General features: G+C 64.1%; 18 protein-coding genes and 2 pseudogenes. 14 read left to right on the plus strand and 6 right to left on the minus strand.

The features are described 5' to 3' along the window. Positions 1-153 precede the first annotated feature (153 nt). Both LQ144_RS01150 and LQ144_RS01155 read left to right on the plus strand, forming a co-directional pair. Positions 154-1,170 (plus strand): zinc-dependent alcohol dehydrogenase family protein, encoded by a 1,017-nt coding sequence (locus LQ144_RS01150; RefSeq protein ID WP_230116727.1) that lies wholly within the window; start codon positions 154-156, stop codon positions 1,168-1,170. Positions 1,171-1,172: 2 nt separating this feature from the next. Further along, positions 1,173-3,782 (plus strand): cation-transporting P-type ATPase, encoded by a 2,610-nt coding sequence (locus LQ144_RS01155; RefSeq protein ID WP_230116728.1) that lies wholly within the window; start codon positions 1,173-1,175, stop codon positions 3,780-3,782. Here LQ144_RS01155 and LQ144_RS01160 read toward each other — a convergent pair. Beyond that, the gene (locus LQ144_RS01160; protein WP_230116729.1) at positions 3,774-6,956 is read right to left on the minus strand and encodes a beta-phosphoglucomutase family hydrolase; all 3,183 of its coding nucleotides are present in this window, start codon (positions 6,954-6,956) and stop codon (positions 3,774-3,776) included. The genes LQ144_RS01155 and LQ144_RS01160 overlap by 9 nt on opposite strands. A 171-nt stretch (positions 6,957-7,127) precedes the next feature. Between LQ144_RS01160 and LQ144_RS01165 the strand changes: the two genes are divergently transcribed. The 6 genes from LQ144_RS01165 (at position 7,128) to LQ144_RS01190 (ending at position 14,202) form a co-directional block, all read left to right on the plus strand. Continuing rightward, positions 7,128-7,610 carry a universal stress protein gene (locus LQ144_RS01165; RefSeq protein ID WP_230116730.1) on the plus strand — a complete coding sequence of 161 codons (483 nt, stop codon included), beginning with the start codon at positions 7,128-7,130 and terminating at the stop codon, positions 7,608-7,610. 368 nt (positions 7,611-7,978) lie between these two features. Further along, the gene (locus LQ144_RS01170) at positions 7,979-8,494 is read left to right on the plus strand and encodes a universal stress protein (protein ID WP_230116731.1); all 516 of its coding nucleotides are present in this window, start codon (positions 7,979-7,981) and stop codon (positions 8,492-8,494) included. Continuing rightward, positions 8,466-9,359 carry a universal stress protein gene (locus LQ144_RS01175; protein ID WP_230116732.1) on the plus strand — a complete coding sequence of 298 codons (894 nt, stop codon included), beginning with the start codon at positions 8,466-8,468 and terminating at the stop codon, positions 9,357-9,359. Before LQ144_RS01170 ends, LQ144_RS01175 begins: the two co-directional genes overlap by 29 nt. A gap of 578 nt (positions 9,360-9,937) precedes the next feature. Continuing rightward, on the plus strand, positions 9,938-10,993 hold the full coding sequence (locus LQ144_RS01180; protein WP_230116733.1) for a zinc-dependent alcohol dehydrogenase family protein: 1,056 nt from the start codon (positions 9,938-9,940) through the stop codon (positions 10,991-10,993). A 215-nt stretch (positions 10,994-11,208) separates the two neighbouring features. Beyond that, a complete protein-coding gene (locus tag LQ144_RS01185; RefSeq protein WP_230116734.1) occupies positions 11,209-11,742 on the plus strand; it encodes a flavodoxin domain-containing protein in 534 nt (177 codons plus the stop codon). Positions 11,743-11,907: 165 nt separating this feature from the next. Continuing rightward, positions 11,908-14,202, plus strand: a complete 2,295-nt coding sequence (locus LQ144_RS01190; RefSeq protein ID WP_230116735.1) for an HAD-IC family P-type ATPase — start codon at positions 11,908-11,910, stop codon at positions 14,200-14,202. Positions 14,203-14,213: 11 nt separating this feature from the next. On the opposite strand, the gene LQ144_RS01195 is transcribed toward LQ144_RS01190, so the two are convergent. Continuing rightward, on the minus strand, positions 14,214-14,678 hold the full coding sequence (locus LQ144_RS01195) for a pyridoxamine 5'-phosphate oxidase family protein (protein ID WP_230116736.1): 465 nt from the start codon (positions 14,676-14,678) through the stop codon (positions 14,214-14,216). A 157-nt stretch (positions 14,679-14,835) separates the two neighbouring features. Between LQ144_RS01195 and LQ144_RS01200 the strand changes: the two genes are divergently transcribed. Then, complete coding sequence (locus LQ144_RS01200) at positions 14,836-15,258, plus strand: Hsp20/alpha crystallin family protein (protein WP_230116737.1); 423 nt, start codon at positions 14,836-14,838, stop codon at positions 15,256-15,258. 480 nt (positions 15,259-15,738) lie between these two features. Here the strand turns inward: LQ144_RS01200 and ppsA are convergent, their stop codons facing one another. The 4 genes from ppsA to LQ144_RS01220 form a co-directional block, all read right to left on the minus strand. Further along, positions 15,739-18,141, minus strand: a complete 2,403-nt coding sequence (ppsA, locus tag LQ144_RS01205; RefSeq protein WP_230116738.1) for a phosphoenolpyruvate synthase — start codon at positions 18,139-18,141, stop codon at positions 15,739-15,741. 483 nt (positions 18,142-18,624) lie between these two features. Continuing rightward, positions 18,625-19,491, minus strand: a complete 867-nt coding sequence (locus LQ144_RS01210; RefSeq protein WP_230116739.1) for a hypothetical protein — start codon at positions 19,489-19,491, stop codon at positions 18,625-18,627. Positions 19,492-19,612: 121 nt separating this feature from the next. Continuing rightward, positions 19,613-20,110: a hypothetical protein gene (locus tag LQ144_RS01215; protein ID WP_230116740.1), complete on the minus strand. Its 498-nt coding sequence runs from the start codon at positions 20,108-20,110 to the stop codon at positions 19,613-19,615. A 96-nt stretch (positions 20,111-20,206) separates the two neighbouring features. After that, positions 20,207-20,650 carry a hypothetical protein gene (locus tag LQ144_RS01220; protein WP_230116741.1) on the minus strand — a complete coding sequence of 148 codons (444 nt, stop codon included), beginning with the start codon at positions 20,648-20,650 and terminating at the stop codon, positions 20,207-20,209. Between the two features lie 408 nt (positions 20,651-21,058). Between LQ144_RS01220 and LQ144_RS01225 the strand changes: the two genes are divergently transcribed. The 5 genes and pseudogenes from LQ144_RS01225 to LQ144_RS01240 all read left to right on the plus strand — a co-directional run bounded on the left by LQ144_RS01225 (position 21,059) and on the right by LQ144_RS01240 (position 23,104). After that, the gene (locus tag LQ144_RS01225) at positions 21,059-21,520 is read left to right on the plus strand and encodes a pyridoxamine 5'-phosphate oxidase family protein (RefSeq protein ID WP_230116742.1); all 462 of its coding nucleotides are present in this window, start codon (positions 21,059-21,061) and stop codon (positions 21,518-21,520) included. A 74-nt stretch (positions 21,521-21,594) separates the two neighbouring features. Continuing rightward, positions 21,595-22,045: pseudogene (locus tag LQ144_RS01230) on the plus strand (pyridoxamine 5'-phosphate oxidase family protein); the annotation flags it as partial. A gap of 266 nt (positions 22,046-22,311) precedes the next feature. Then, positions 22,312-22,623 carry a universal stress protein gene (locus LQ144_RS01235; protein ID WP_354962101.1) on the plus strand — a complete coding sequence of 104 codons (312 nt, stop codon included), beginning with the start codon at positions 22,312-22,314 and terminating at the stop codon, positions 22,621-22,623. Next, positions 22,623-22,676: pseudogene (locus tag LQ144_RS23060) on the plus strand (hypothetical protein); the annotation flags it as partial. The gene LQ144_RS01235 and the pseudogene LQ144_RS23060, both read left to right, overlap by 1 nt. Positions 22,677-22,963: 287 nt before the next feature. Beyond that, positions 22,964-23,104, plus strand: coding sequence for a hypothetical protein (locus tag LQ144_RS01240; RefSeq protein ID WP_230116790.1), 141 nt, complete (start codon positions 22,964-22,966; stop codon positions 23,102-23,104). Positions 23,105-23,134 lie beyond the last annotated feature (30 nt).

Raw genomic sequence — 23,134 nt, forward strand, 5'->3', positions numbered from 1 at the left:
GAAGCACAGTTCAGATCCGGTTTCCTCCCATTGAGTGCCGGGGCTTTCGGCCCTGTCATTTGCGCGCGGCTCATCCAATGCTGGATGGAGGAACTGCTGGCCGGAAAGGGACTTACGGCAGTCCTTTTCTTGCACGAGGATACGGAGACGGTCATGCGCGCATGGTGGGTTGAAACTCCTGGACCTATCGCATCGGGACCACTGCGGCGGGGTGAGCGGCCCGATCCTTCACCCGGGACAGGGGAAATCCTGATTTCAGTGCATGCATGCGGTGTGTGCCGCACCGATCTGCACCTTGCCGAAGGAGACCTCCCACCCCGGGCCGTTGGGAGGATCCCGGGGCACGAGGCTGTCGGCGAAGTCATAGGGACGGGACCGCAATGCAGCAGGTTCCGGGTGGGTGAGCGTGCAGGTGCGGCTTGGCTGGCCCGCACGTGCGGTTCATGCCGGTTCTGCCGGCGCGCGGCCGAAAACCTGTGCCTCTCACCCGCCTTCAACGGCTGGGACAAGGACGGCGGTTATGCCGAACTGATGACCGTTCACGAGGACTACGCGTACCGGATACCTGAAGGCTTCAGGGACGAGCAGGCTGCCCCCTTGCTCTGCTCGGGCATTATCGGCTATCGGGCCCTTCGGCGGGCCAACCTTCCGCCGGGGGGCAGGCTCGGCATCTACGGCTTTGGCGGCTCGGCACACCTGGCGGCGCAGATGGCCTTATATGAGGGCGCGAGCCTGTACGTGATGACACGGTCCGTGGCAGCGCAGCGGCTCGCTCTCGAGTTGGGGGCAACGTTTGCCGGGGGAACTGAGGACCGGCCCCCGGTACCCTTGGACGCCGCAATTCTCTTCGCACCTGCAGGGGAGGTGGTGCCGCAGGCTCTGCGCGCGCTGGATCGCGGCGGCACACTGGCCATCGCCGGGATCCATCTGAGCGACATCCCGGCCCTGAACTATGAAACCGACCTTTTCCAGGAACGTCAGCTCCGCAGCGTGACGGCCAATACCAGGGCCGATGGTGAGGAGGTTTTCGATCTGGCCGCCCGGATGCCCTTACACGTGACCACCGTGCCCTACCCGTTTGAGGAGGCCGACCGGGCACTTCTGGACCTATCCACGGACAGCTTCACCGGAGCAGCGGTATTGCTCAGGGATGCCGCCCGGCGGGACTGAGCATGGCCGAGCGCGCTGTGGCCGCTTCTGGGCTGACCACCGGGCAGGCCCTGTCCCGGCTCGCTGAGAACGGACCCAACCGGATCCCCGAAGCTGCTGCCGTTCCGCTCTGGCGCAGGTTCCTGGCCGAATTCACGCATTTCTTTGCCGCGCTGCTCTGGGGTGCCGCCGCGCTGGCATTCGTCGCCGGCATGCCGCAGCTCGGCGTGGCGGTGGTGGCAGTGGTCGTCATTAACGGCCTGTTCTCCTATGTGCAGGCAGAACGGGCCGAACACGCTGCGACGCAGCTCCGGGCGTTGCTGCCAACGCAGGTCCTGGTCCGCCGGGATGGTCGCGCGTCCCGCGTGGACGCAGCAGACCTGGTGCCCGGAGACCTGGTCATCCTCGCAGCGGGGGACCGCGTCCCGGCGGACGTGAGGTTCGGCACAACAAGCAGTTGCACCGTTGACGAGTCAATGCTGACCGGTGAAAGCGACCCGGTGCCGAAGCAATCCGCGGATGCCGGGATCGGAGGTACCTTCCTGGTCAACGGCGAAGCCGAGGGCATCGTCATTGCCACCGGACAGCGGACCCGGCTCGCGGAAATTGCGGCGCTGACCACGACTGTGAAACCGCCCCCGAGCCCGCTGACGATGGAACTGCGCCGGATCGTCCGGACCATCGCCGCTGTGGCCCTGGGCGTGGGACTGTTGTTCTTCTTGTTGTCGGCATTGATCGGCATCTCCTGGCAGGATGCGTTTCTTTTCGCCATCGGGGTCTCTGTAGCCCTGATCCCGGAAGGACTTCTGCCCACAGTCACGCTGTCGTTGGCAATGGGCGCCCAGCGCATGGCGCGCCGGAAGGCCCTGGTCAGGCACCTGCAGGCAGTCGAGACCCTTGGTTCGACAACGTTCATCTGTACCGACAAGACCGGGACGCTGACTCAGAACAGGATGAGCGCGGTCGAGGTGTGGACGCCGGAAGGCGCCGTGACGGTGGCCGGTGAAGGCTACGAACCTGCAGGCTCCGTCTCCGGTAGCCGGGAGGCGGTCGCGCAGGCAGGCAGGGTCAGTGTTGCGGCCGCCCTGGCATCCCGGGGAAGGATCGTGATGCGTGACGGGGCCTGGCAGCCGGAGGGGGACCCCATGGAGGCGGCCTTGGATACATTGCTGCGCCGGCTCGGCGGCGCAGCAGAACGGCCTGAAGCGCCTTCGGTGCTCCGGTTCAGTTTCAGCCCGGGGCGGCGGCGCGAATCGGTGATCGTGGGGACCACGGTCTCGATGAAGGGGGCGCCGGAGGCCGTCCTTCCGCTATGTTCGCCGACGGCGTCCAGGAACGCCGGCGACTCTGGCGTCCGGCAGGAGATACAACGGATGGCCGGTCAGGGCTTGCGTCTGCTGGCTGTCGCCGGGCGAACCCTATCGGCGGGGGAGCTCAGCGCCGCGGCTGCGGGTTCCCTCGGGGCGGACCAGGCTGAGTCCGGCCTCACCCTTTTGGGCCTTATCGGTCTCCATGACCCGCCGCGCCCTTCCGTGGCGCCGGCTCTGCGTACGGCCCGGGAAGCCGGCGTGAAAGTCGCCATGGTCACCGGGGACCATCCGTCGACAGCGGCGGCAATCGCCCGCGAGGTGGGCCTAATACTGGAGGAGGAGCGGGTGGTCGAGGGCACTGACCTGCCCGACGACGAAGGGGCCCTCGGCGCGCTGCTGGACCACGACGGCGTGGTCATCAGCAGGGTTTCCCCCGAACAGAAGCTTCGCGTCGCCCGAGCCCTGCAGTCACGCGGACACGTGGTAGCCATGACCGGTGATGGCGTGAATGACGGCCCTGCCCTGCAGGAGGCGGACGTGGGCGTTGCCATGGGTCTCAGTGGCACCGATGTCGCGCGAGAGGCCGCGGATCTTGTCCTGCTCGATGACGACTTCGCCACCATCGTGAAAGCAATCGAGCAGGGCCGGGCGACGTATGCCAATATCCGCCGTTTCCTCACCTACCATCTGACCGACAACGTGGCGGAGCTCACTCCGTTCATGATCTGGGCGCTCTCGGGAGGTTCCTTTCCGCTCGCCCTTGGCGTGCTGCAGATCCTGTTTCTCGACATCGGGACGGACCTGCTGCCGGCACTCGCCTTGGGAGGTGAGCAGCCGGGCAAGGGCGTCATGCGGCGCCCGCCTGAGCGCCGGCACCTGATGGACGGTGCCCTGATGGTCCGGGTCTTCGCCGTGCTGGGCCCCGTGGAGGCCTTCATCGAGATGTCAGCCTTTGTCGCCGTGCTGGCCGCAGCCGGCTGGCACCCCGGGGATTCGCCCCCTGCCTCGGCCGTGTTGCTTCCGGCCTCCGGGGCGGCCTTCGCCGCCGTCGTTCTGGGGCAGCTGGCCAACGCCTACGCCTGCCGCAGTTCCACCAGGCCCCCCTGGCGGCTGGGCTGGTTCCGCAACCGCCTGCTTCTGTGGTCGGTCCTGATTGAACTCCTCGCAATGGTAGTGTTTCTCGGCGCGGGACCGGTCGCGGCGCTGCTGGGGCACGCCCTGCCGCCACCGCTGGGGTGGGGCATCGCGCTCCTGGCGATACCGGCGGTGCTGACCGCGGACTTCGTGTACAAGACCTTGCGGCACGGGCGGCTTTCACGGTGAACGGCGGACGAGGAAGCCGTGCGACTGCCCCGCATGCAACATCACAGTGTCGAGCCCCAGACGCACCCGGACAGGAGCCGCGACGCCCGGGGCAGCTGTTACCGTCAACCGTTCATGGTCAAGAGCCACCTCCAGCAGCTGGCCCCGGTAATTCACGGTGAACCTGACCCGGTGCAGGCCTGTGGGCAGGCGGGGGGCGAAGATCAGCTCGTCCTGGGCCATCCGCAGGCCCGCGAAGGTCCTCTGAACGGTGTCGATACTGCCAGCCATGGCGCCAAGATGGATACCGGCACGGGTTGTGCCGCCCTGGGTGTCGTCCAGGTCGGCATCGAGGGCCTCCCGGAATGTGCTCCAGGCCCGTTCCGGGTCCATGGCGGCCAACACGGATGCATGGGCCATGCGGCTGAGAGTCGACCCGTGGGCGGTCCGCGACAGGTAAAAATCAACCGTCCGGGAAAGCGCCGCTGAATCCACGGCGTAGCCGAGAGTTCCCAGAAATTTGGTCAGCTGTTCCTCTCCCAGCAAATAGAACAGCATCAGGACGTCGGCTTGCTTGGCCAGCATGTACCGATTGGGCGTATCGTGTTCTGCTTCCAGAATCAGATCGAGGCGTTCGATGTTCCCGTAGGTTTGGCGGTAGTGCTCCCAGTCAAGTTCCATGAGTTGGCCGTACCCCTCGAACTGGCTGATGATGCCGTCCCCGTGGAACGGTACGTACATCCGGTGGCTGACCTGCTCCCATTTGTCCAGCTCCTCCGGCCGGATCCCCAATCGGTTCGACAGCTCCTGCTGCTCTGGCCCCTGCAGCACGGATCTCACCAAATGCAGAGCGGTGGCGCAGAGCCATCCTGCCATCACGTTGGTATAGGCATTGTCATCGAGACCGTGCCCCGGCCCGTCGGGGTATCCCGTGTGGTATTCATCGGGCCCCATCACGCCGTGGATATGGAATCTGTCCGTTTCGGCGTCATGCACGGCCATGGACGTGAACAGCCGTGCGACCTCGACAAGGATTTCGGCTCCCCGCCGGATCAGCCAGGCACGGTCGCCGGTGGCCTCAAAGTACTGCCAGGTGTTGAACGCAACAGCAAGTCCGGAGTGACGCTGAAGACTGGAATAATCTGGTGCCCAGTCCCCGATGCGGGGATTGAAAGTCCAGTGTGGCGTTTCTTCCCGCCCGTCACTTCCGCTCTGCCAGGGAAACATCGCCCCGAGCAGCCCGGCTTTTCTGGCGGCGTCCCGGGCCGCGTCCAACCTGCGCCAGCGGTAGTCAAGGACCGATCTCGCAACCACCGGCAGGCGGGAGGTGAGAACGGGCAGGACGAAGAGCTCATCCCAGAACACGTGTCCGCGGTATCCCTCTCCGTGCAGCCCCCGGGCCGGCACGCCTGCATCCACCTCTGACGTGTGCGGCGTTAGGGTCTGCAGCAGATGAAATATGTGCAGGTTGAGGATCAGCTGGGTCTGCCGGTCGGTGTCCAGTTCCAGCGCAAAGGCGTCCAGCAACCCCTGCCAGGCGGCCTCATGGGCGGCCAGGATCTGGTCGAATTCGGCCGGTGCCCGTTCCTGGACAGCCAGGGCCGCTGCCAGCGGTGATGATATGGCCGTGTCCCGCGAGGACACCATAGAAACGACCTTGCACATGATGGCCGGAATGCTGTCCTGCAGGTCAAGCACGACGTCGCGGAAGACGCGGCTGTCCTGCCGGGTGGCGGGACCTCCGTTCACGCCTCCTTCATGGCCAGGGATACGGGCAGCCGTGGCAATCCGGATGCGGCTGCTGCTGGTCTCGACCTCTACCGAGTCAACGCCGTCGGCTGTCGTCCCGAAGGAGACGATGCGCAGATGCCTGTGTGCAAGAAGCGCCTCAGCGGGAATATTGGAGTTGGTGATGCCTGCGTCCAAACCGATGCGCACCACCGCCTGCCCGCTCCAGCCCCGTGCGGTAAGTGTCGTCTCCAGCGCCGCCAAGTGGGCTTGCGCCGCGGAGACCACACGGCGCTGCACAACGTCCAGCTGGCGACCGTCATCGGCCGCCAGCACGACATGCCGGGACAGAACTGCACGCCTCATGTCCAATTCGCGGTGTTCGCTGCATAACCGAAGCCCGCCGCTTGACCACCAGCGGCCCTCTTCCACGGCAATGTCCACTGGCAACCAATTGGGCACATTCACCATGTGCTCGTCCTCGCTCTGCTGGCCGTGGACTTTGCTCGTGAGCCGGTTATAGATTCCGGCCATGTAGGTTCCCGGGTAGTGAAGACCATCGGACGCGCTTTCAGGCGCGGCTCCCCTGACAGCCATGTACCCGTTACCGAGAGTGGTCAGGGCCTCGCGATGGCCCTCGTGAGCAGGATCCATCCCTTCGTAGACGAGAAGCCACGGATGGGTGAGAACGAGCCCGATGTCGAACTCGCTCACATCATGCAGGACGATGTCCGCGCCCGCAGTTTCCAGGTCCGCCCGGCGGTCGGCCCGGTCTATACCCACAACCAGCCCGAATCCACCGGCCCGGGCGGCCTGCACACCGGCAACGGCATCTTCAATGACGGCCACACGGGCAGCCGACACACCCATGGCACGGGCGGCTTCGAGGAACAGGGCAGGGTCAGGTTTCCCCGGCAGCCGCAAGGCTGCCGCGGTCTCTCCGTCCACAATGAGGTCGAACACATCCAGCAGCTGCGCCGCCTGAAGAACGGCCCTGGCATTGCGGCTCGACGTTGCGAGTATTGCCGGGACGCCTCCCGAGCGAAGCCTTTTAACCAGGTCAACAGTTCCGGGAAACACGTGGATGTGGCCGTTCTTGAGCCGACGGTTGAAGATCTCGTTCTTTCGGGCACCGAGCCCGGAGACGGACCACGTACCCGGAGGATCGGAAGGATGGCCGTCAGGGGCGGTGATCCCGCGCGACTGGAGGAAGACCCGGACCCCTTCTTCCCGGGGACGCCCATCAACGAAGCGGCGGTAATCGCTGTCCGTGAAGGGGACCTGGCTGGCCGTGCTGTGCGCCCGGGGATCCTTAAGGACCGCATCGAAAAGCTCCTTCCAAGCCAAGGCATGGATGTCGGCCGTGTCGGTGACGACGCCGTCGAGGTCAAATATGACGGCATCAAACGGGGACAGGGCTGATGCCGCCGTCGGGGATGAACTCCAGTTGTGCTGCGCGGGCGCCATGCATCATTCCTTTCTGAGCGGACCTTGCGGTGTTGCCGGGCCCAAGCGGGCTATTTCAGTGCTACGCCGCTGCGACCGGTAAGGACAGGGGCCTTGGACCCGGCCCGGTCCCGGTGCGGGGGTGACCTTCGGCCCTAGACCCGCCCCGTGGTCCGGGGCAGGGTGAATTGCATGAATGATAGCCAACGCATTGTTGTCGGTATTGACGGTTCCGAATACTCCCCGGCGGCGCTGCAGCTTGCCGGGCGGATCGCATCGGCGCTGAAAGCCCCGATTGAGGTCATCTCTTGCCTCGGATGGTCCGACTTCTATCTTCCTTCCCACCTACCGCCGGGGAACCTGGAAGTCACGGCACAGTTGGAAGCGATCGCCAAGCGTCTCATGGAAGAGGCGCTTGAAAGGGCATATGGACAGAACCGTCCACGCAACCTGTCAACTGTCGTGAAGACCGGATCACCGGCGAAGGTCCTCGTCGAAGAGAGCCGGGACGCCCAACTTCTCGTCGTCGGCCGCCGCGGACATGGCGGTCTCCTTGGTCAGGTCATGGGTTCGGTAAGTGCAGCCTGCGCCGCGCACGCTCACTGCCCCGTGCTGGTCGTCGGCCAGGACTCCGAGGCCCTGCCGGAATCACACCCCAAGGAGCCCAGGATCTGATCGTGTTCCCCGCCTTGGTGGGGCGACGGGCGTAGGTCAGCCATCGTCACTCCCACGCCGCAGCCGCCTGCGCCGGGACAAGTGCACCTGCGTCCCGCGCTTTCCGTTACGGCGGTCCTTCCCGATCCTCCCCCAAGTCAGCTGGGCCCAGGGAGCCCTCTTCCGGGCGCCCGCTCCTCGCCCGGGACTTGGTCCGGCCCGAGACGGCGACGACCGCAGCCGGGGGACCTATGACCCTAGGCCGGCGGTCCGGGATTCCGTAGTCTTCACCCAGATGCCGGCTCATCCTTCCGAGCATCCCGCCGGGGACCGTCGGCAGAACACCCAGCCAGCCGCCTGTGGCCGGCGCAATCTGGAGGCTGACAATCATGCATCAGAGCCCCCAAGCTCCGGCCGTGATCGTTGGCGTCGACGGAAGCGCTCCTTCGATACTGGCCCTGCGCTGGGCCGGCTCGCTGGCGCCGCTGTTCCAAACCCCCATCAAGGCCGTGACCGCATGGCAGTTCCAGATCGCCGCGGGCACCTTTACCCCCGTTGTGTGGAACCCCGAGGAGGAGGCTCGGATCCGCTGCGCGGAGGCAGTGGCAAGGGCCTTTGGCGGGGCATCTCCGGAGGGCCTGGAAATGATGCTCCGGCTCGGACCGGCCGCGAAGATCCTGATCGAAGAGAGCCAACACGCACGGCTCCTCAATGTGGGTAGCCGCGGCCATGGCGGCTTCGAAGGGCTGCTGCTGGGGGCGGTCAGCGCCGCGGTCGCCGCGCACGCAAGATGCTCGGTCCTGATTGCACACGGCACCGAGCTGCCGCCCGAGCTGTCCCTGGCTTTCGGGCCTTCCCGTAGCAGGACCAAGGCCAATGACGGAGGACCTGGTGCAGAAGCCTGACGGCATCGTAGTCGGCTACGATGGATCCGCTGAAGCGGGTGCGGCGATCCGCTGGGCGGCATGGCAGGCCGGGCTCCGGGAGTGCGAACTGCATCTGGTGCACTGTTCGTTGTGGCCGCTGCTGACCCACGATCTCGGACCCGTCGAGGGAGTCGCTGACAGCGGGCTGCAGCACTACGCTGAGACTATCCGTGACGAAGGCGCAGCCCAAGCAGCAAACGAGGTCCCTGGGCTGAGAATCCGAACCAGTCTCTTGTATGGATGGCCTGCCGATAATCTCCGCAGGGTCTCCGCCGGGTCGAGGATGCTTGTCTTGGGAAGCCGCGGTATCGGCGGATTCATGGGTCTGCTGGTGGGGTCTGTAAGTTTGGAGCTTGCAGCAACCGCGGACTGCCCGGTTGCGGTGATCCGTTCCGATGAGAACCGTGTCGGCCCTGTCGTTGTCGGAGTGGATTCGTCCGGGTCTGCGGCAGCTCTGGGCCAGGCATGCGAGATGGCAATGGCAACGGGGGCGGCTCTGAAGATTATTCATGTCCTCAGAATTCATTTCGGCGTCGGGAAACCGGGGCTAGCCTCCAGCGGAACCCGGGGAGCCGCGGAACGGGTACTGGAAACGGCGGCAGGCAATGCCCGCGCCATCGCCCCCACAGCGGCTGTAGAGACAGAGCTGGCGCAGGACACCTCCGTTCCACGGGCCCTGCTGAACGCCGCCCGGTCCGCCGCCGTGATCGTCGTCGGGAGCGAGGGCAGAGGCCTCATCAGAGGAACGGTGGGCTCGACAGCCCACGCTGTGCTGCACCACGCCAGGTGCCCTGTCGTGGTTGCACGTCATGCCGCGGAGGAACCCGCCGGGCCCGTTTCCTGAAGGCTCGCCTACCTTTACGCGGGTCCGGTCCCTTCGGGCCCGGCGGGCCCCACCAGCTTCCTTCGTGCGTGCGCAATAGCGGCCTCATTCGCGAAAGGCCCATATAGCTGAGGGCCGGCGGTCACAATGCCGAGGTGGATACCTCTTGTGTAGAGGAAGAGCCCACCGGTTACCTTCCTGAGCGTCCCGTGTGCGCGGCGCACACGGGACGCTGGTGTACACGGAAGCCCCTCTTTTCATCCCTGGCACGCATATCCTGTCCTCCCGGTTCTCAGCGGATGAGCCGCATACCGTACATCTTTGACTTCCCTCGAACTCCAGTGCAGGGGCCTCAGCCCCGGTTATGGGCCAGCCGGGGCGGGTTTCCCCGCGGACCGTACCCGGCCCCGGCCCTGCAGGATCCGGCGTGGTGCACCGGGACTAAGGACCCTTTCCGCCGGCACGGCCATCGCTCATTGTGGAGGTTGAAGCTGCAGCGGGAGCGCTTGGCACTCCCCGGGTCCGCGAGCTTGGGCCCGAGGTCCAGGACCTCTCCGTGTGTCAGACCCGATGATCATCACCGACAGCAAGGAAAAGCAATGAAAGCCATTGTCTACGGCGGCCCAGGAAAGAAGTCCTGGACCGATGTGCCGGACCCGGCAATCCGCAATCCCAGCGACGCCATCGTCAAGGTCGATACCACCACCATCTGCGGGACGGATCTACACATCCTCAGGGGTGATGTACCGGCAGTGACGGAAGGAAGAATCCTGGGCCACGAAGGCGTGGGCTCCATCACTGAGGTCGGTACATCCGTGACCAGCCTGAAACCCGGCGACCGGGTGATTATTTCCTGCATCAAGTCCTGCGGCCACTGCGCCAACTGTAAGACCGGGCTCTACTCCCATTGCATGGGTGACGAGGGCGCTCCAGGGATCGGCTGGGTCTTCGGCCACCTGATCGACGGCACGCAGGCCGAATACGTCCGGGTCCCCTATGCCGAAAACTCCCTGCACCTGCTGCCCGACGGAGTCAGCGACGAGCAGGCCGTCATGCTGTCCGACATCCTCCCTACGGGCTTCGAAATTGGTGTCCAGTACGGCCGGGTCAAGCCCGGAGACACGGTAGCGGTGGTCGGGGCGGGTCCGGTTGGGCTGGCGGCAATCGCCACCGCCGGACTCTATGGCGCCGCCACCATCATTGCCATCGACCTTGACCGGAACCGTCTGGAGAAGTCCCGCGAGTTCGGCGCGACCGACATCGTCCTCTCAGGCGAACCTGACTGGAAGAACCATGTGCTGGCCCTGACCGACGGCCAAGGAGTGGATGTGGCCATCGAGGCAGTGGGCATTCCCGCCACTTTTAGCATGTGCACGGAGATTGTCCGTCCGGGCGGCAACGTAGCCAACGTCGGCGTACACGGCAAATCCGTCGAACTCCATGTGGAGAACCTCTGGATCCAGAACATCAACATCAGCATGGGACTCGTGAACGCCAACACCACTCCCATGCTGCTGAAACTCGTCGCCCAGAAGAAGCTCCCGGCAGAAAAGTTCGCCACGCACCACTTCCGTTTCGACCAGTTCATGGACGCCTATGACACTTTCGCCCGGGCCGGGGAAACAAACGCCCTGAAAGTAGTGATCACCGCATGAAAGGCCACGTCATTTACGACTCCGCGTATGGGAACTCAAGAGCCATTGCAGAGGCGATCGCAACCGGCCCCGAAGCTCTCCACACTGCCGCTGTTTCAGTGGCGGACTCCGAACCCGGGAACCTGTCAGCTGAGGACCTTCCGCAGCGGGCAACTGGAAAATGCAGCCAGTTAGGCCAAGAGCCTGGCCTCGGCACTTGAGCGGAAGGCAACACCATGAAAGCAGCCATTGTTTACGAGTCCCTCTACGGCAACACACACGCGATCGCCAACGCCATAGCGCAAGGGCTGGAGGGCATTGCCGAACCCCACGTAATGTCCGTCGAAGAGGCAGGCCAGGCCCAGCCGACGGCCACGGATCTCCTGGTCGTGGGAGGGCCGACCCATATACACGGCATGAGCAGGAAGCCGATGTGGGAACTGGCAGTCAAAGACGCCCTTGAACACCCGGAGAAGGGACTGGTCCCCGCCGCCACCGCGGGAGGACCGGGCTTGCGGGCATGGTTCGAGTCCCTGGACAAGACAACCGGGAAAGCGGCCGCCTTCGATACCCGTCTGGAGGGCAATGAGTTACTGACCGGTCACGCCTCCAAAGGCATCGCGAAACGACTCAGGCAACATGGGCTTGAGCTCATAGCCGAGCCTGCAAGCTTCCTCGTCGATGCCACCAACCAGCTTTTGCCCGGCGAACTCGACCGGGCACGGGAATGGGGAAAGACGCTCGGCACAGCCATCTCTGCGACAACCTGAGGGCGCCGCGTGAGCATGGCAGCGGCGGCGTATCCTCCGGGGGCTGATGCTCCCGCAGGATCAGGTCTCTCCGCCGAGGATGTGAGGAAACGAACGCTGGCGGGCCTGGCCAACGGAGTTCCAGACAATTCGAGCAGAAGCCTGTGGCAAATTGTTCGCGCGAATGTGCTGACACTGCTTAACGGAATTGTTGGCGGCTGCTTCCTGCTGTTGCTGTTGCTAGGGCAGTGGAAGGACGCGCTCTTCGGCTTCGCGGCGGTCAGCAACGCCATCATCGGGGTGGTCCAGGAGTACCGCGCCAAGAGGTTACTGGACCGGCTGGCTGTCCTTGATGCCCCTCGGGCCAGGGTGCTCCGGGAAGGCCAGGTCCAGGAAGTTGCAGTTTCCGACGTCGTCCTGGACGACGTCACGATACTGCAGGCCGGCGACCAAGTAGTGGCAGACGCCCTCATCATCAGCGGAGATGGCCTGGAAATTGACGAGTCCCTCCTTACCGGCGAATCGGATCCCGTGGCCAAAGGCAGGGGCTCGATCCTGTGGTCGGGTTCCACTATAACGGCGGGGCAGGGTGAGGCGCGGGTGGTTGGTGTGGGGACCGGCTCCTATGCCAGCCAGCTCACCGCCGAAGCCAAACGGTTTTCACTGATCAATTCGGAGATACGTAACGGGATCGACCGCGTCCTTCGCTCGATCAGCTGGGCCCTCTTCCCCGTCGTGGTGATCGTCACCAACGGCCAGATGCAGGCGAAGGGCGGCTGGGATCTGGCTTTCACCACCGGGGCGTGGGTCGAGGCGCTCGTTGGAGCAGTGGCGGGGGCCATAGCCATGATTCCCTTGGGCCTCGTGCTCATGACCAGCGTTGCGTTCGCGGTCGGTGGTGTGCGGCTGGCCCGCCAGAACGTGCTGGTTCAGGAGCTCGCCGCTGTGGAGGTTCTGGCCCGTGTGGACGTTCTATGCACTGACAAGACCGGCACCCTGACGGAGGGCAAAGTGGTTTTCGACGGCGTCCACCCTGCCGGCCGGCCCTCTCCCCCAGGCTGGAAGGAGGCGCTGGGGTGGTTCGGGGCCGACCCTCACGCCAACGCCACCGCCCGCTGCCTGGCGGGCGCCTTCGCTTATGATGGCAACCGGTGCCCGGCCTGCGTCGTTCCTTTCTCTTCCACCAGGAAGTGGAGCGCAGCAAGTTTCCATACGCCTCATGCTGCCGCGGGAACCTGGGTTCTTGGTGCACCCGAGATGGTGTTGCAGGGAAACAGCGCATCCACTGGAGAAGACTTGATGCAGGCCCGCCGCTTTGCGTCGGCCGGTCTGCGCACCCTGGTACTGGCATTCACGCCGGACGTCATGCGCGAAAGGGACCCGGACGATGTGCTCCTGCCCACCGGGCTTGCGGCCGCCACACTGTTGACGTTCCGGGAAAAGGTCCGCCCGGATGCAGCGCAGACTCTGTCCTACTTCCGTCAACAGGGCGTTGCCGTGAAAATCCTCTCAGGTGATGACCACCGGACGGTCACGGCGGTGGCACGAGAGGTGGGGCTCGACGTCGGCGACGGCTACGACGCACGGCACCTGCCCTCAGACCCACATCAGATGGAAGAAGATCTGGACAACTTTTCCGTGTTCGGCCGCGTCACGCCCGCCCAGAAAAAAGACATGGTCCTGGCGCTGCAAAGAATGGGCCACACAGTCGCCATGACTGGCGATGGCGTCAATGACGCCCTGGCACTGAAGGAGGCTGACATCGGCATCGCCATGGACACCGCGGCACCAGCCACCAAAGCGGTGGCCCGCCTGGTGCTGTTGGACGGGCGCTTCGACCGGCTTCCGGCCGTCCTTGCGGAAGGCCGCCAAGTCATCGCCAACATTGAGCGGGTCTCGGTCTTGTTCCTTAGCAAAACAATGTACGCCGTAGCCCTGTCCGTGGCGTTCGGAGCATTCATGTGGAGCTTTCCGTTCCTGCCCCGGCAACTCTCCGCTACTGACGGCCTCACCATCGGCATCCCCGCGTTCTTCCTGGCCCTTATGAGCAACAGCCGCCGCTACAACCCGGGGTTCCTGAAGCGATCACTGGCCATGGCAGTCCCGGCCGGGATCATCATCGCCACGGCGGTCCTGGCCGTGCAGGTGTATGCCCTGGCCGCCGGGGGCTTTACCGCCGCAGCCAACCGCACAGCCTCTGTGGTGACGCTGTCCTTGGTTGCGCTCAGCGTTTTGGCGGCGGCCAGCCGTCCGGTCAGCCTCCTGCGTCTGGCCATCATTGCTGCCATGTGCGCGGGGCTTGTCCTGTTGATGACCGTCCCCATGCTGCAGGATTTCTTTATGCTCGAATGGCCTCCGCCTGAACTCTCAGCTGCCTCCCTCGCCGCCGCAGTCGTTGCCATACTTGCGGTGCTCGCACTAAGCCGGGTCCACGCGCGGCGGTACCCGGTCGACCGACCGGCAACAGTGACGCGGAGCTAAGTGGCGCGGCCCTAGATCCAGTCGGCCGAAAGATCCTGCGGCGGCCACCATCGCGTACGCGGCGATACCGCAAACCTCCGCCCGGAGACCTCCGTGGGGTCGATCTGCACCAGATGCTCCTTGAGCCCGGCCTGCCAGGGTTCGCGGTCAGGACCGGCTTCCTGGAGGACCGCCGGATCCCCGTCAAACGCTCCCGGCACTCCCTTGACCACAACGCTCCACACTTCGGTGGAGTAGGCGTTCATCCCGTCTGCCTCAAACGCAACGGCGGCACCGGTGAGCAGGGCGCGGAGTTTTGTACCCGGTGCGGTGCGGAACACCAGGGTTCTTCCGACCGTCATGAAGTTCACGGGAAAGATTTCGGGGGCGGCGCCGCTGATCACCGCCAACCTCCCGATGTAAGAGGACCGAAGATACTTCCAGCAGTCAGCCGGCGCGAGGACTTCCGTTTGAGACTCTGAAGGGGAGCTGCTCATGCAACTGATCCTAGCCCTCCGGTCCCAGCGCTCATGCAACCTCCTATTTCCCAGGCGGTCAGGACCAAAGCCTCTGGGTCCTCCCGGCCCTTTGCCCGACCCTTAAGGAGTCGGGCACATCCCATGGCCCGATGGTCAGTTGAGCAAGGAGGAAGACATGGCTGATTTGATGAAATGGTTTGACACCCGGCGCACCCCCGTCGAGATGATTGAAAGACTCTTCGAAGGTGACACCGTGGCCTCGGGGATCCGTGTTGAAGAATCGGTGGAAGGTAGCACGCTGGTAGTCCGTGCCGAACTGCCAGGGATCGATCCGGAAAAGGACGTCAGCGTATCCATCGTTGACGGCGCTCTGCAGATCAAGGCAGAGCGCCGGGAAAAGTCCGAGCAGAAGGACAAGAACAGCTACCGGTCGGAGTTCCGCTACGGTTCTTTCGTGCGTAGGCTCGCTCTGCCCGACGGCGTTCAACCGGACGACATCACCGCCTCCTATAAGGACGGGGTGCTGGAGGTCCGGACCCCGGTACCGGAGATAGCCCAGCAACCCCCGACGAGGAAGATCGAGATAACCCGCGGCTGAAAGAACGGCCCCTCTCGGGATCAGCCGAACAGGGACCGCTGCCTCCCGGTAACGGTCCTCAGCACGGTCTTGAGCCAGCCCAGCGCAGCCTCGACGCCGACGTTCACGATGCCGGTGCCGCGCAGCGAGACCATGGGTTCCCCAACGGCCGCTTGCAGCGGAATCAAAGGCAGTGGCCTCTGCCCCGGTGGCAACGAGGCAGTCGACGCCCAGACGGCGGTGACTCGCACCAACCGCTTCGACTCCGTCCTTCCTTGAGCGGGGCCGGTCCGCGCGGCAGCAAGGATGGTCCTGCCAAGACGGGCAAGTCCGCGCACGGCCTGCCGAGGCAACGCACCACGTCCCCATCAAGCCCTCCTCGCCCCCGTCCCGGCAACCGGCAAAGTCATACCGTGGGAAATGACGCCATACAGCACTGCGCGGGGGATCACCGCATTCAGTCCGCTAAGTCTCCTCCACTGGTCGGGACGCCAAGCTTTCTCATCGTTCATGGTTCTCGGCCGCGGCGATCACCGGAACCGTCTTGAGGTAAGTGTCCGGGTTGAGCGAAATGGAATCGATGCCCTCCCTGACCAAGAATTCCGCGAAATCCGGATGATTGCTCGGGCCTTGGCCGCATATGCCGATCTTGATTCCGGCTGAGTGTGCCTTGTCGATGACTTGCGCGATCATCGAGGTGACCGCCTCGTCCCTCTCGTCGAAAAGCCCGGCCAGTTGTTCGGAGTCGCGGTCAACCCCCAGGACGAGCTGTGTCAGGTCATTGGACCCTATGGAGAACCCGTCGAAGCGCTGGGCGAACTCGGCCGCGAGGATGACGTTGGAAGGGATCTCGCACATCATGTAGATCTGCAGACTCTCCTCGCCGCGGACTAGCCCGTTTTCTGCCATCACCTTGATCACCAGGTCTGCTTCGTGGAGGGTGCGGCAGAACGGAATCATGACTATGACGTTGGCGAATCCGAGCCGCTCGCGCACCCGTTTCAGCGCCCGGCACTCCAAGGCGAAACCTTCCCGGTAACGCTCGTTGTAGTAACGCGAAGCCCCGCGGAAGCCCAGCATGGGATTCTCTTCGGCAACTTCGAAGGAGCCGCCTCCGATCAGGTGGGCGTACTCATTGCTCTTGAAGTCGCTGAGCCTGACGATCACGGGGTGCGGGTGGTAGGGCGCCGCGATCTTCCCGATGCCCGTGGCGAGAACGTCAACGAAGTATTCCTGCAGGTCGCTGTAGCCGTAGGTGAGTTCCCTGATGCGTTCAGCCTCGCCGGAGTCCCTGACGCGTTCCGGGTGGACCAGCGCCATCGGATGGATCCGGATGAGGTTGCTGATGATGAATTCCATCCTTGCCAACCCCACTCCGGCCGCAGGGAGGCGCCACCACTGGAAGGCGGCCGAAGGGCTCGCGATGTTGACCATGACGGCCGTCCGGGTTTCAGGCAGCGCCCCGAGGTCAACCTCTTCGACATCGAAAGCAAGAGTGCCCTCGTAAACCTCCCCATCCTCACCGCCGGCGCAGGAAAGCGTGATGGACGTTCCCACCTCAAGGACAGAAGTGGCGTTGCCGGTGCCCACCACGGCGGGCACGCCCAGTTCCCTGCTCACAATCGCGGCATGGCTTGTCGGGCCACCGTGGTCGGTGACGATGCCGGCGGCGCGTTGCATGATGGGAACCCAGTCAGGATCGGTCATCCGGGTTACCAGGATGGCGCCATCCCGGAAGTTGTCGATGTCCCGGGTGTCCCGCACCACACACGCAACGCCGTGGGCGATCGATTCACCGACTGCGGCACCGGAGGCAAGCCGCCGGCCCGATTCGCGGAGGTGATAGACGCTGAACACGGACCCGCTGCGCCGTGCCTGGACAGTCTCCGGCCGGGCCTGGACCATGAAGAGCTCCCCGGTGGACCCGTCCCTGGCCCACTCCATGTCCATCGGACACCCGTAGTGGTCCTCCACGGCCACAGCCCAGCGCGCGAGGGTCAAAATCTCGGAATCGTTGAGTACAAAGGAGCGCCTCTCCTGTTCTGTCGTGTCGACTGTCCGCGTGCGTGCGTGCCCGCCGCGGCTGTAGATCATCTTCCGCTCCTTCGACCCGACCGTTTTCTCGATGATGGGTGCAAATTCAGTGGTGGACAGCAGCGGCTTGAATACTTGGTACTTGTCAGGGTTGATTGTGCCCTGGACCACCGTTTCGCCCAGTCCCCACGCGGCGCTGATCAGGACGCTGCGCGGAAAACCTGACTCTGTGTCGATGGAAAACATCACCCCGGATGCCCCAAGGTCTGAACGCACCATCTTCTGCACGCCGATAGACAGGGCAACGTCCAGATGATCGAACCCCTTGATTTCCCGGTAGCTGATGGCCCGGTCGGTAAACAGGGAGGCATAACAACGCCTACAGGCCTCCATCAGCTCCCGCTCGCCGGCGACGTTAAGGAAGGTTTCCTGCTGACCGGCGAAACTCGCGTCCGGAAGGTCCTCTGCCGTTGCGCTGCTGCGCACAGCCACCGAGGCCCGGGCCTGCCCTGTCCGTATGGACAATGCTCTGTAATGTTCCCTGATGTCCGCGGCGATGTCCGGCGGAAACTCCCCTTCCAGGATGAGTTCCCGGACGGCTTCGCCGGCTTCCCGCAGGGTTGTCCGGCCCGCGCGGTAATCACCGATTGCGGCGCGTATCCCCGGTTCGATGCCGTTGGCAGCGACGAACCCACGGTACGCGGAGGCGGTGGTGGCAAAGCCCTCCGGTACACGGATGCCTGAACTTATCAGGGCGCGGATCAACTCACCCAGTGATGCGTTCTTGCCGCCGACGGCCGACACGTCACCCATGCCCACGTCTTCCAGCCACACCACGTGAACGTCAGTCACCGTCGTCCTTGCATTCATGGCTCGATCCTCCCGGGCATGCGGCAGCAGCAGCAGAGGCTTTGGTCCTGCGAATTCCCGGGACGGGAGGCCGGCCATCCGGTCTTTCCGGGCCACCTTAGCTTCTTGTAAGCCCAGTCGGCTGCCAACACCGCAGGAACAGCCAAGGCCGATCTTCGCTGAGGACGCAGACTGCGTTGCCACCGAAATCGCAGTTTGGACAGCCATCCCTACGTCGAAGGCCCGGACGGGTAGTTTGGCCGGCTCCGGCGCGTGGCGGGTCACGAACAGCCGTGCCGGGGGTAACCACGCCCCTCCGGCCATAGCTACTTCAGTCTTCTGCGACTGTTAGCCAAGGATGGCGGTTCATGTCGCATCGGGCATCGCCGGGTCACGACTCGGGGCTCAGCCGCTCATACGCGAGCGACCACGGGTCCTTACCCTGAGAAATCTGCCCCCAGCCGTCCTCGGCCAGATCCCGCTGCAGTTCTTCCAACGCCGCCGTCATTCCCGGGGCCCATTGCTCCTGTGGGGACGTCGGGCTGACCGCCCGTGCAACGGGAAAGGTGGGGCGCCGTCCTGGTTCTCGCCAAGTCGCAGTTTAGTCAGATGCAGTGTTCCAAGGACAAGGAACAGCATGGACAGTGCGAGTGCCGGCCAGAAGGCCGCCGGGCTCAAGGCGGAAGCAAAAAGTGGTTTGACCAGTTCGCCCACCGCCAGGGAGAAGATGAGAGTGAAGCCCAGAACGTAGATGGATGGCAGCAGAAGCATTCCGGTCCCATGAGACCTGTACGTGAGGACGGAAAGGATCAGAAACGCGGGCATGACGAAGCAGAGGTCCAGGATGAAGATCGAGTACAGGGAGTCGATCTGCTCACCGGTGCGCATCAGTGGCAGGAGCATTCCAATCCAGAGCGGGTAAAAAATGAGGGGCTGAAGCATGGCGCCGGACGCCGAGACCAGTCGGATCGTTTTTGGGAGGGTCGGTGTGCGCAGGTCGCGGCGAAGGTGGGCTCCGGCAAGGACCATTGCCCAGAGGGCCAGGGAGAAAATTGCCATGTAGACGAGGTATAGGCCGTTGTAGGCGCGCTCGATGACGTAAATGCCATAGGCGTAGAACAGGTATCCAAGAAGGCCCAGAGCTATGATCTGGCGTTTCAGCCGCTCGCTGTGGGCTGTGAGGGCCAGGTACAGGAGGCAGAGCGCAGCGGCCACGGAGAGCAGGTCCTGAGAATATGCCCCGGGGAGGAGCTCCTCGCTGACAATCCGGGCGTAGATCGCTGGTCGCCACAGCCCTATCGCTGCAACTGTGAGCGTCAGGAGTCCGATCAAAGCCCATAAGGCCCGGTGAAAGTTCGTATGAGTCAGCATGGTGACCTTTCCGGTAGGGGCTGAATGAGCCCTCTCACGCAGGGTTGCTCGATGGATGCGGCCTGTGCATCGAGGGGGACCGGCGGAGACCCGTTCGGCGGTAGAACCATGCTGTGCCGGTTCACGCGGTGCCCTCTGGTACGTCCGCCTTCGCAGGTTGGCGCCTCGCACGCAGCATTTGGGCCAGGCTTCGAGGGAAGTTCTTGGTCATCAGCCAGGCCGCGGCAGCTGCCATCACAGGATTGGGTAAGGTCCAGGTCCCCACAGGTGTGATGAGCACCAGGAACGCGATTGCCAAGGCGAGGCCGGTCTTGACTCTCCGTCCGTGGCTAAGAATGAGCAGGCCCACGGCAAGCTCCCCTGCCGCTGCCAGCGCACCGACAGCTTGCGGGGCAAGGGCCACGACATTTTGGAACGCCCACACGTAGAAGGGCACCAGCGGATCATCCGTGCCGAGCGACAGGAACCGCTCCGGTGCCACAAAGCTCAGCACAAGGTTTACAGCCACGGCCATGAGGATAAAGAAGAGTCCTAGGAAGATCCGGGCAGCCCCTGGCCTCCACAGGCTCAGGGCAAGGAATGCCGTGCAGAATACAAGCCAGGGAATCAGCTGTTCCATTTTTCCTCCGGGTACCAAGGCGGCAACTTGAATTAGTGCGCCGTTCCAGTTACCCCTGCCGGACGGCAGGGGTGTTGGTTCATTCGGTGGCTGGCTTCATGGGGCCGGCAACCTTTCTGGGCTGCCCTGCGCGGGAGAAACGACTCCGGGGGCAATCCCAAGGAGAGCAAGAACGAGTATCAGTTCCAACATGCCCAGCCCGAAATAGACGCTCTGCAGCCAGGAGTATCCGAGGACTGCAAGTTCAGTGAAGATCCAGATGAGCATTGCGAAGCCGGCAACCGCGGCCGCCAGCAGCCCCCAATGTCGCTTCAGTAGCGCAAAGGCGGCGACCAACTGCGTTCCGCCGACGATGATGCCGAGGATGAGCCCCAGGACCAGGACGGACGAGAACCAGGTACCTGCCAGCTGGTCCAGCGGCACTCCCGCTCCGTTGAAGACGATGGCCAAAACGGCCCCGCCGAAGGATGACACCGCCCCAAAAAACAGGAGGGAGACGAGTACGCGCGAAACCATTCTGCGGGGAAGCAGGAGACTCATGATTAGGACCTTCCCGGAGCCGATCTGATACGTGAACCCTGTTGAGACCGGCCGCCGTTGCGTTTCTGCCCTGCACGCCTGTGCACGCTTACCCGACGAAGGCTGCGGTGCCAGGGCTGATGGATTTGCGTACTGGAGGGGCCATGCTGCCTTATGTATGACCAAGGCATTTCCGTAGAGGACTGTGACAAGGAATCCTAAGATCCTCATGAGTTGACGGTAGACCCGGGCACAAGTGATTCATAGGTCTGTGTGCGTTCGATGAAGTGGAAGACCCCGCACAGCCAGCCTGATTATGGGCTGGCGGAACATAACGCCAGGGCGGACGCTCGAAGTCGTGGCATGACGAACGCATGTTTCATGACAAGTCGTGGAGAGAGGCGTCCACGGGCAGTAGCATTTGTGTTCATGAACGGTGCACCGAAGGACCGCAAACTCACTTTCGACGAGTGCTGGGAGCTGTTGGCATCTTCCATTGTGGGAAGACTCGCTCTTATCGTGGACGGCCACCCCGAGATCTTTCCGGTGAACTTCGTGCTGGAACGCCGGAGCATCGTCTTCCGCACAGCCGCAGGGACAAAGCTGTGGGAATCCATGAGGGAGGAGCCCGCTGCCTTCGAGATCGACGGCTACGAGCCCACGACCGAGGAAGCATGGAGCGTCGTGGCAAGGGGCGGCACGGCCTTGATCGAGAACCCGGAGGAACAATCCGCCGCGGACGCCCTCGGCCTGGAACCATGGGAACCAGGAACAAAATCCCACTACGTGCGGCTGTCGCCGGACGCCCTGACAGGCCGGCGGTTCAAGGTTAATGCTCCGGATGTGTGGAACAGCCGTCTCAACGATCAGCGCCGCGCGTCCTTCGAGTAGCTCCTGCCCATTACGACGGGCGCACCCCAGCAGCGCTCTGGCGCGGGTGAGGGTGCGGGCGCAGGCTCTGGTCCATGACGAACGAGGCCGCTGCTTCCGGTTCCCCGGCACAGGTGGAACACCTTGAGTCCCGGCAGTGTTGGGAGCTCTTGCGGCAGGTATCCGTCGGCAGGCTGGCCGTCTGAAATGATGACCACCCGGATATTTTCCCGCGCAATTACACGCTGGACCACGGCATCGTGGTGTTCCCGACAGACGAGGGGACCAAACTTGGCGCGCCCTGGGGGAAACTCCCGTGGCCCTGGAGGCCGACGGCGTAGACGCGGTTTCTGGAATGGCCTGGACCGTGGTGGTCAAGGGCAAAGCCGCGGCCGTCACCGGGACAGAGGAAATCCTCGATTCAGCCGCCCTCTACCTCTTCCCGTGGCAGGCGGGCAGAGGTACCACTTTATCCGGATTACCCCGGACACGATCACCGGCAGGCGCTTTCAGGCAACGCCGCCGCTCACGTGGTGGACGCAGTTGAGCGGCGCAGTCCTCCTCCGACTAGGCATGGCCGCACGGAGCCACACCTCTGGCAGCCACGGGGCCTTCATGCCAGCCGGAGTGATTTCCGCGCACCCGCTTGGCGTCCGAGGTCCGGGGGTCGGCCTACGCGAGACAACTGACCGTCTCCCTTCGCCGAACCCGGACATTCCGGTCCGGACCCGCACCGTGACACGGCCTTATAAGTGCGCTGGTTCCGGTCCAGGCTGGCAGGAGAAGCGACCCGAGGCCTCCAGGACGAAGTCATGGAGGCGGATGAGGGCATGGACGCAGGTACGAGCATCAGCAGGATAATCGTCGGGGTCGACGGATCGGAAGCATCCATCGAAGCCCTGCGCCTTGCCCAGCGTCTCGCGGAGCCCCTGCGCGTGAAAGTACTGGCCTCGGCATTCTGGGAGGAACCCCGGATCGCCGAGGGCTATGCCGCGATGGGTATCGGTGATTTTGAGGAACGCGCCGAAGAAACCCCCCAAGCAGCGCTGCAGGAGGCTTTGGGGCGGTGCTGCCTGAAAATGTCCACGCCCGGCTCATCCGTGGCCATCCGCGGGAATCGCTGATTAAGGCCGGCCATGACGCGGACATGATCGTCGTAGGACGGCGTGGCCGGGGAGGATTTGGAGGCCTGCTGCTCGGCTCCGTGAGTTCGGCCCTTGTCGCGCACGCCCGTTGCGCCCCGTTCGAGGCCTTCAGCCTGCCGCCGGCGTCCCGGGACGAGGTCCGCGCCAACATCGCGACCCCAGGCAACCTGCGCAGCACTGTCGACGAATATGTCCAAGCGGACACTTCGATGGAGGAAGCTGCGTCATTGCGTGACTTCACCGACAGGCCCCTGATCGTCATGACAGCCGGCATCGGCAGCGACAGCAAACACCTGGCATCACAAAACGAGCTGCCAACTTGTCAACAAACAGCGTGCACCGCACCATCGACGGAGCCTCCCATGGATCGCTCATTGCTGAGGAAGACGACGCCTCCACGACGGCGCAAGCGATCCTCGACGTCGTCTCATCCGTCCGGAACGCAGGACCGCACAAATGATGTCGAGCGCTGCGGGCGGGCGAGGTGACA

This window comes from Arthrobacter sp. Bi83 (assembly GCF_918698095.1).
In the GTDB taxonomy this organism is placed as follows: Bacteria; Actinomycetota; Actinomycetes; order Actinomycetales; family Micrococcaceae; genus Arthrobacter.

Bases quoted from the DNA above. Each gene is read 5' to 3' on its own strand.
- LQ144_RS01225 (WP_230116742.1), top strand. From the start codon at position 21,059: ATGAACGGTGCACCGAAGGACCGCAAACTCACTTTCGACGAGTGCTGG.
- LQ144_RS01160 (WP_230116729.1), bottom strand. From the start codon at position 6,956: ATGGCGCCCGCGCAGCACAACTGGAGTTCATCCCCGACGGCGGCATCA.
- ppsA (WP_230116738.1), bottom strand. From the start codon at position 18,141: ATGAATGCAAGGACGACGGTGACTGACGTTCACGTGGTGTGGCTGGAA.
- LQ144_RS01200 (WP_230116737.1), top strand. From the start codon at position 14,836: ATGGCTGATTTGATGAAATGGTTTGACACCCGGCGCACCCCCGTCGAG.
- LQ144_RS01165 (WP_230116730.1), top strand. From the start codon at position 7,128: ATGAATGATAGCCAACGCATTGTTGTCGGTATTGACGGTTCCGAATAC.
- LQ144_RS01185 (WP_230116734.1), top strand. From the start codon at position 11,209: ATGAAAGCAGCCATTGTTTACGAGTCCCTCTACGGCAACACACACGCG.
- LQ144_RS01195 (WP_230116736.1), bottom strand. From the start codon at position 14,678: ATGAGCAGCTCCCCTTCAGAGTCTCAAACGGAAGTCCTCGCGCCGGCT.
- LQ144_RS01150 (WP_230116727.1), top strand. From the start codon at position 154: ATGCGCGCATGGTGGGTTGAAACTCCTGGACCTATCGCATCGGGACCA.
- LQ144_RS01210 (WP_230116739.1), bottom strand. From the start codon at position 19,491: ATGCTGACTCATACGAACTTTCACCGGGCCTTATGGGCTTTGATCGGA.
- LQ144_RS01215 (WP_230116740.1), bottom strand. From the start codon at position 20,110: ATGGAACAGCTGATTCCCTGGCTTGTATTCTGCACGGCATTCCTTGCC.
- LQ144_RS01170 (WP_230116731.1), top strand. From the start codon at position 7,979: ATGCATCAGAGCCCCCAAGCTCCGGCCGTGATCGTTGGCGTCGACGGA.
- LQ144_RS01235 (WP_354962101.1), top strand. From the start codon at position 22,312: ATGGAGGCGGATGAGGGCATGGACGCAGGTACGAGCATCAGCAGGATA.
- LQ144_RS01155 (WP_230116728.1), top strand. From the start codon at position 1,173: ATGGCCGAGCGCGCTGTGGCCGCTTCTGGGCTGACCACCGGGCAGGCC.
- LQ144_RS01180 (WP_230116733.1), top strand. From the start codon at position 9,938: ATGAAAGCCATTGTCTACGGCGGCCCAGGAAAGAAGTCCTGGACCGAT.
- LQ144_RS01175 (WP_230116732.1), top strand. From the start codon at position 8,466: ATGACGGAGGACCTGGTGCAGAAGCCTGACGGCATCGTAGTCGGCTAC.
- LQ144_RS01220 (WP_230116741.1), bottom strand. From the start codon at position 20,650: ATGAGTCTCCTGCTTCCCCGCAGAATGGTTTCGCGCGTACTCGTCTCC.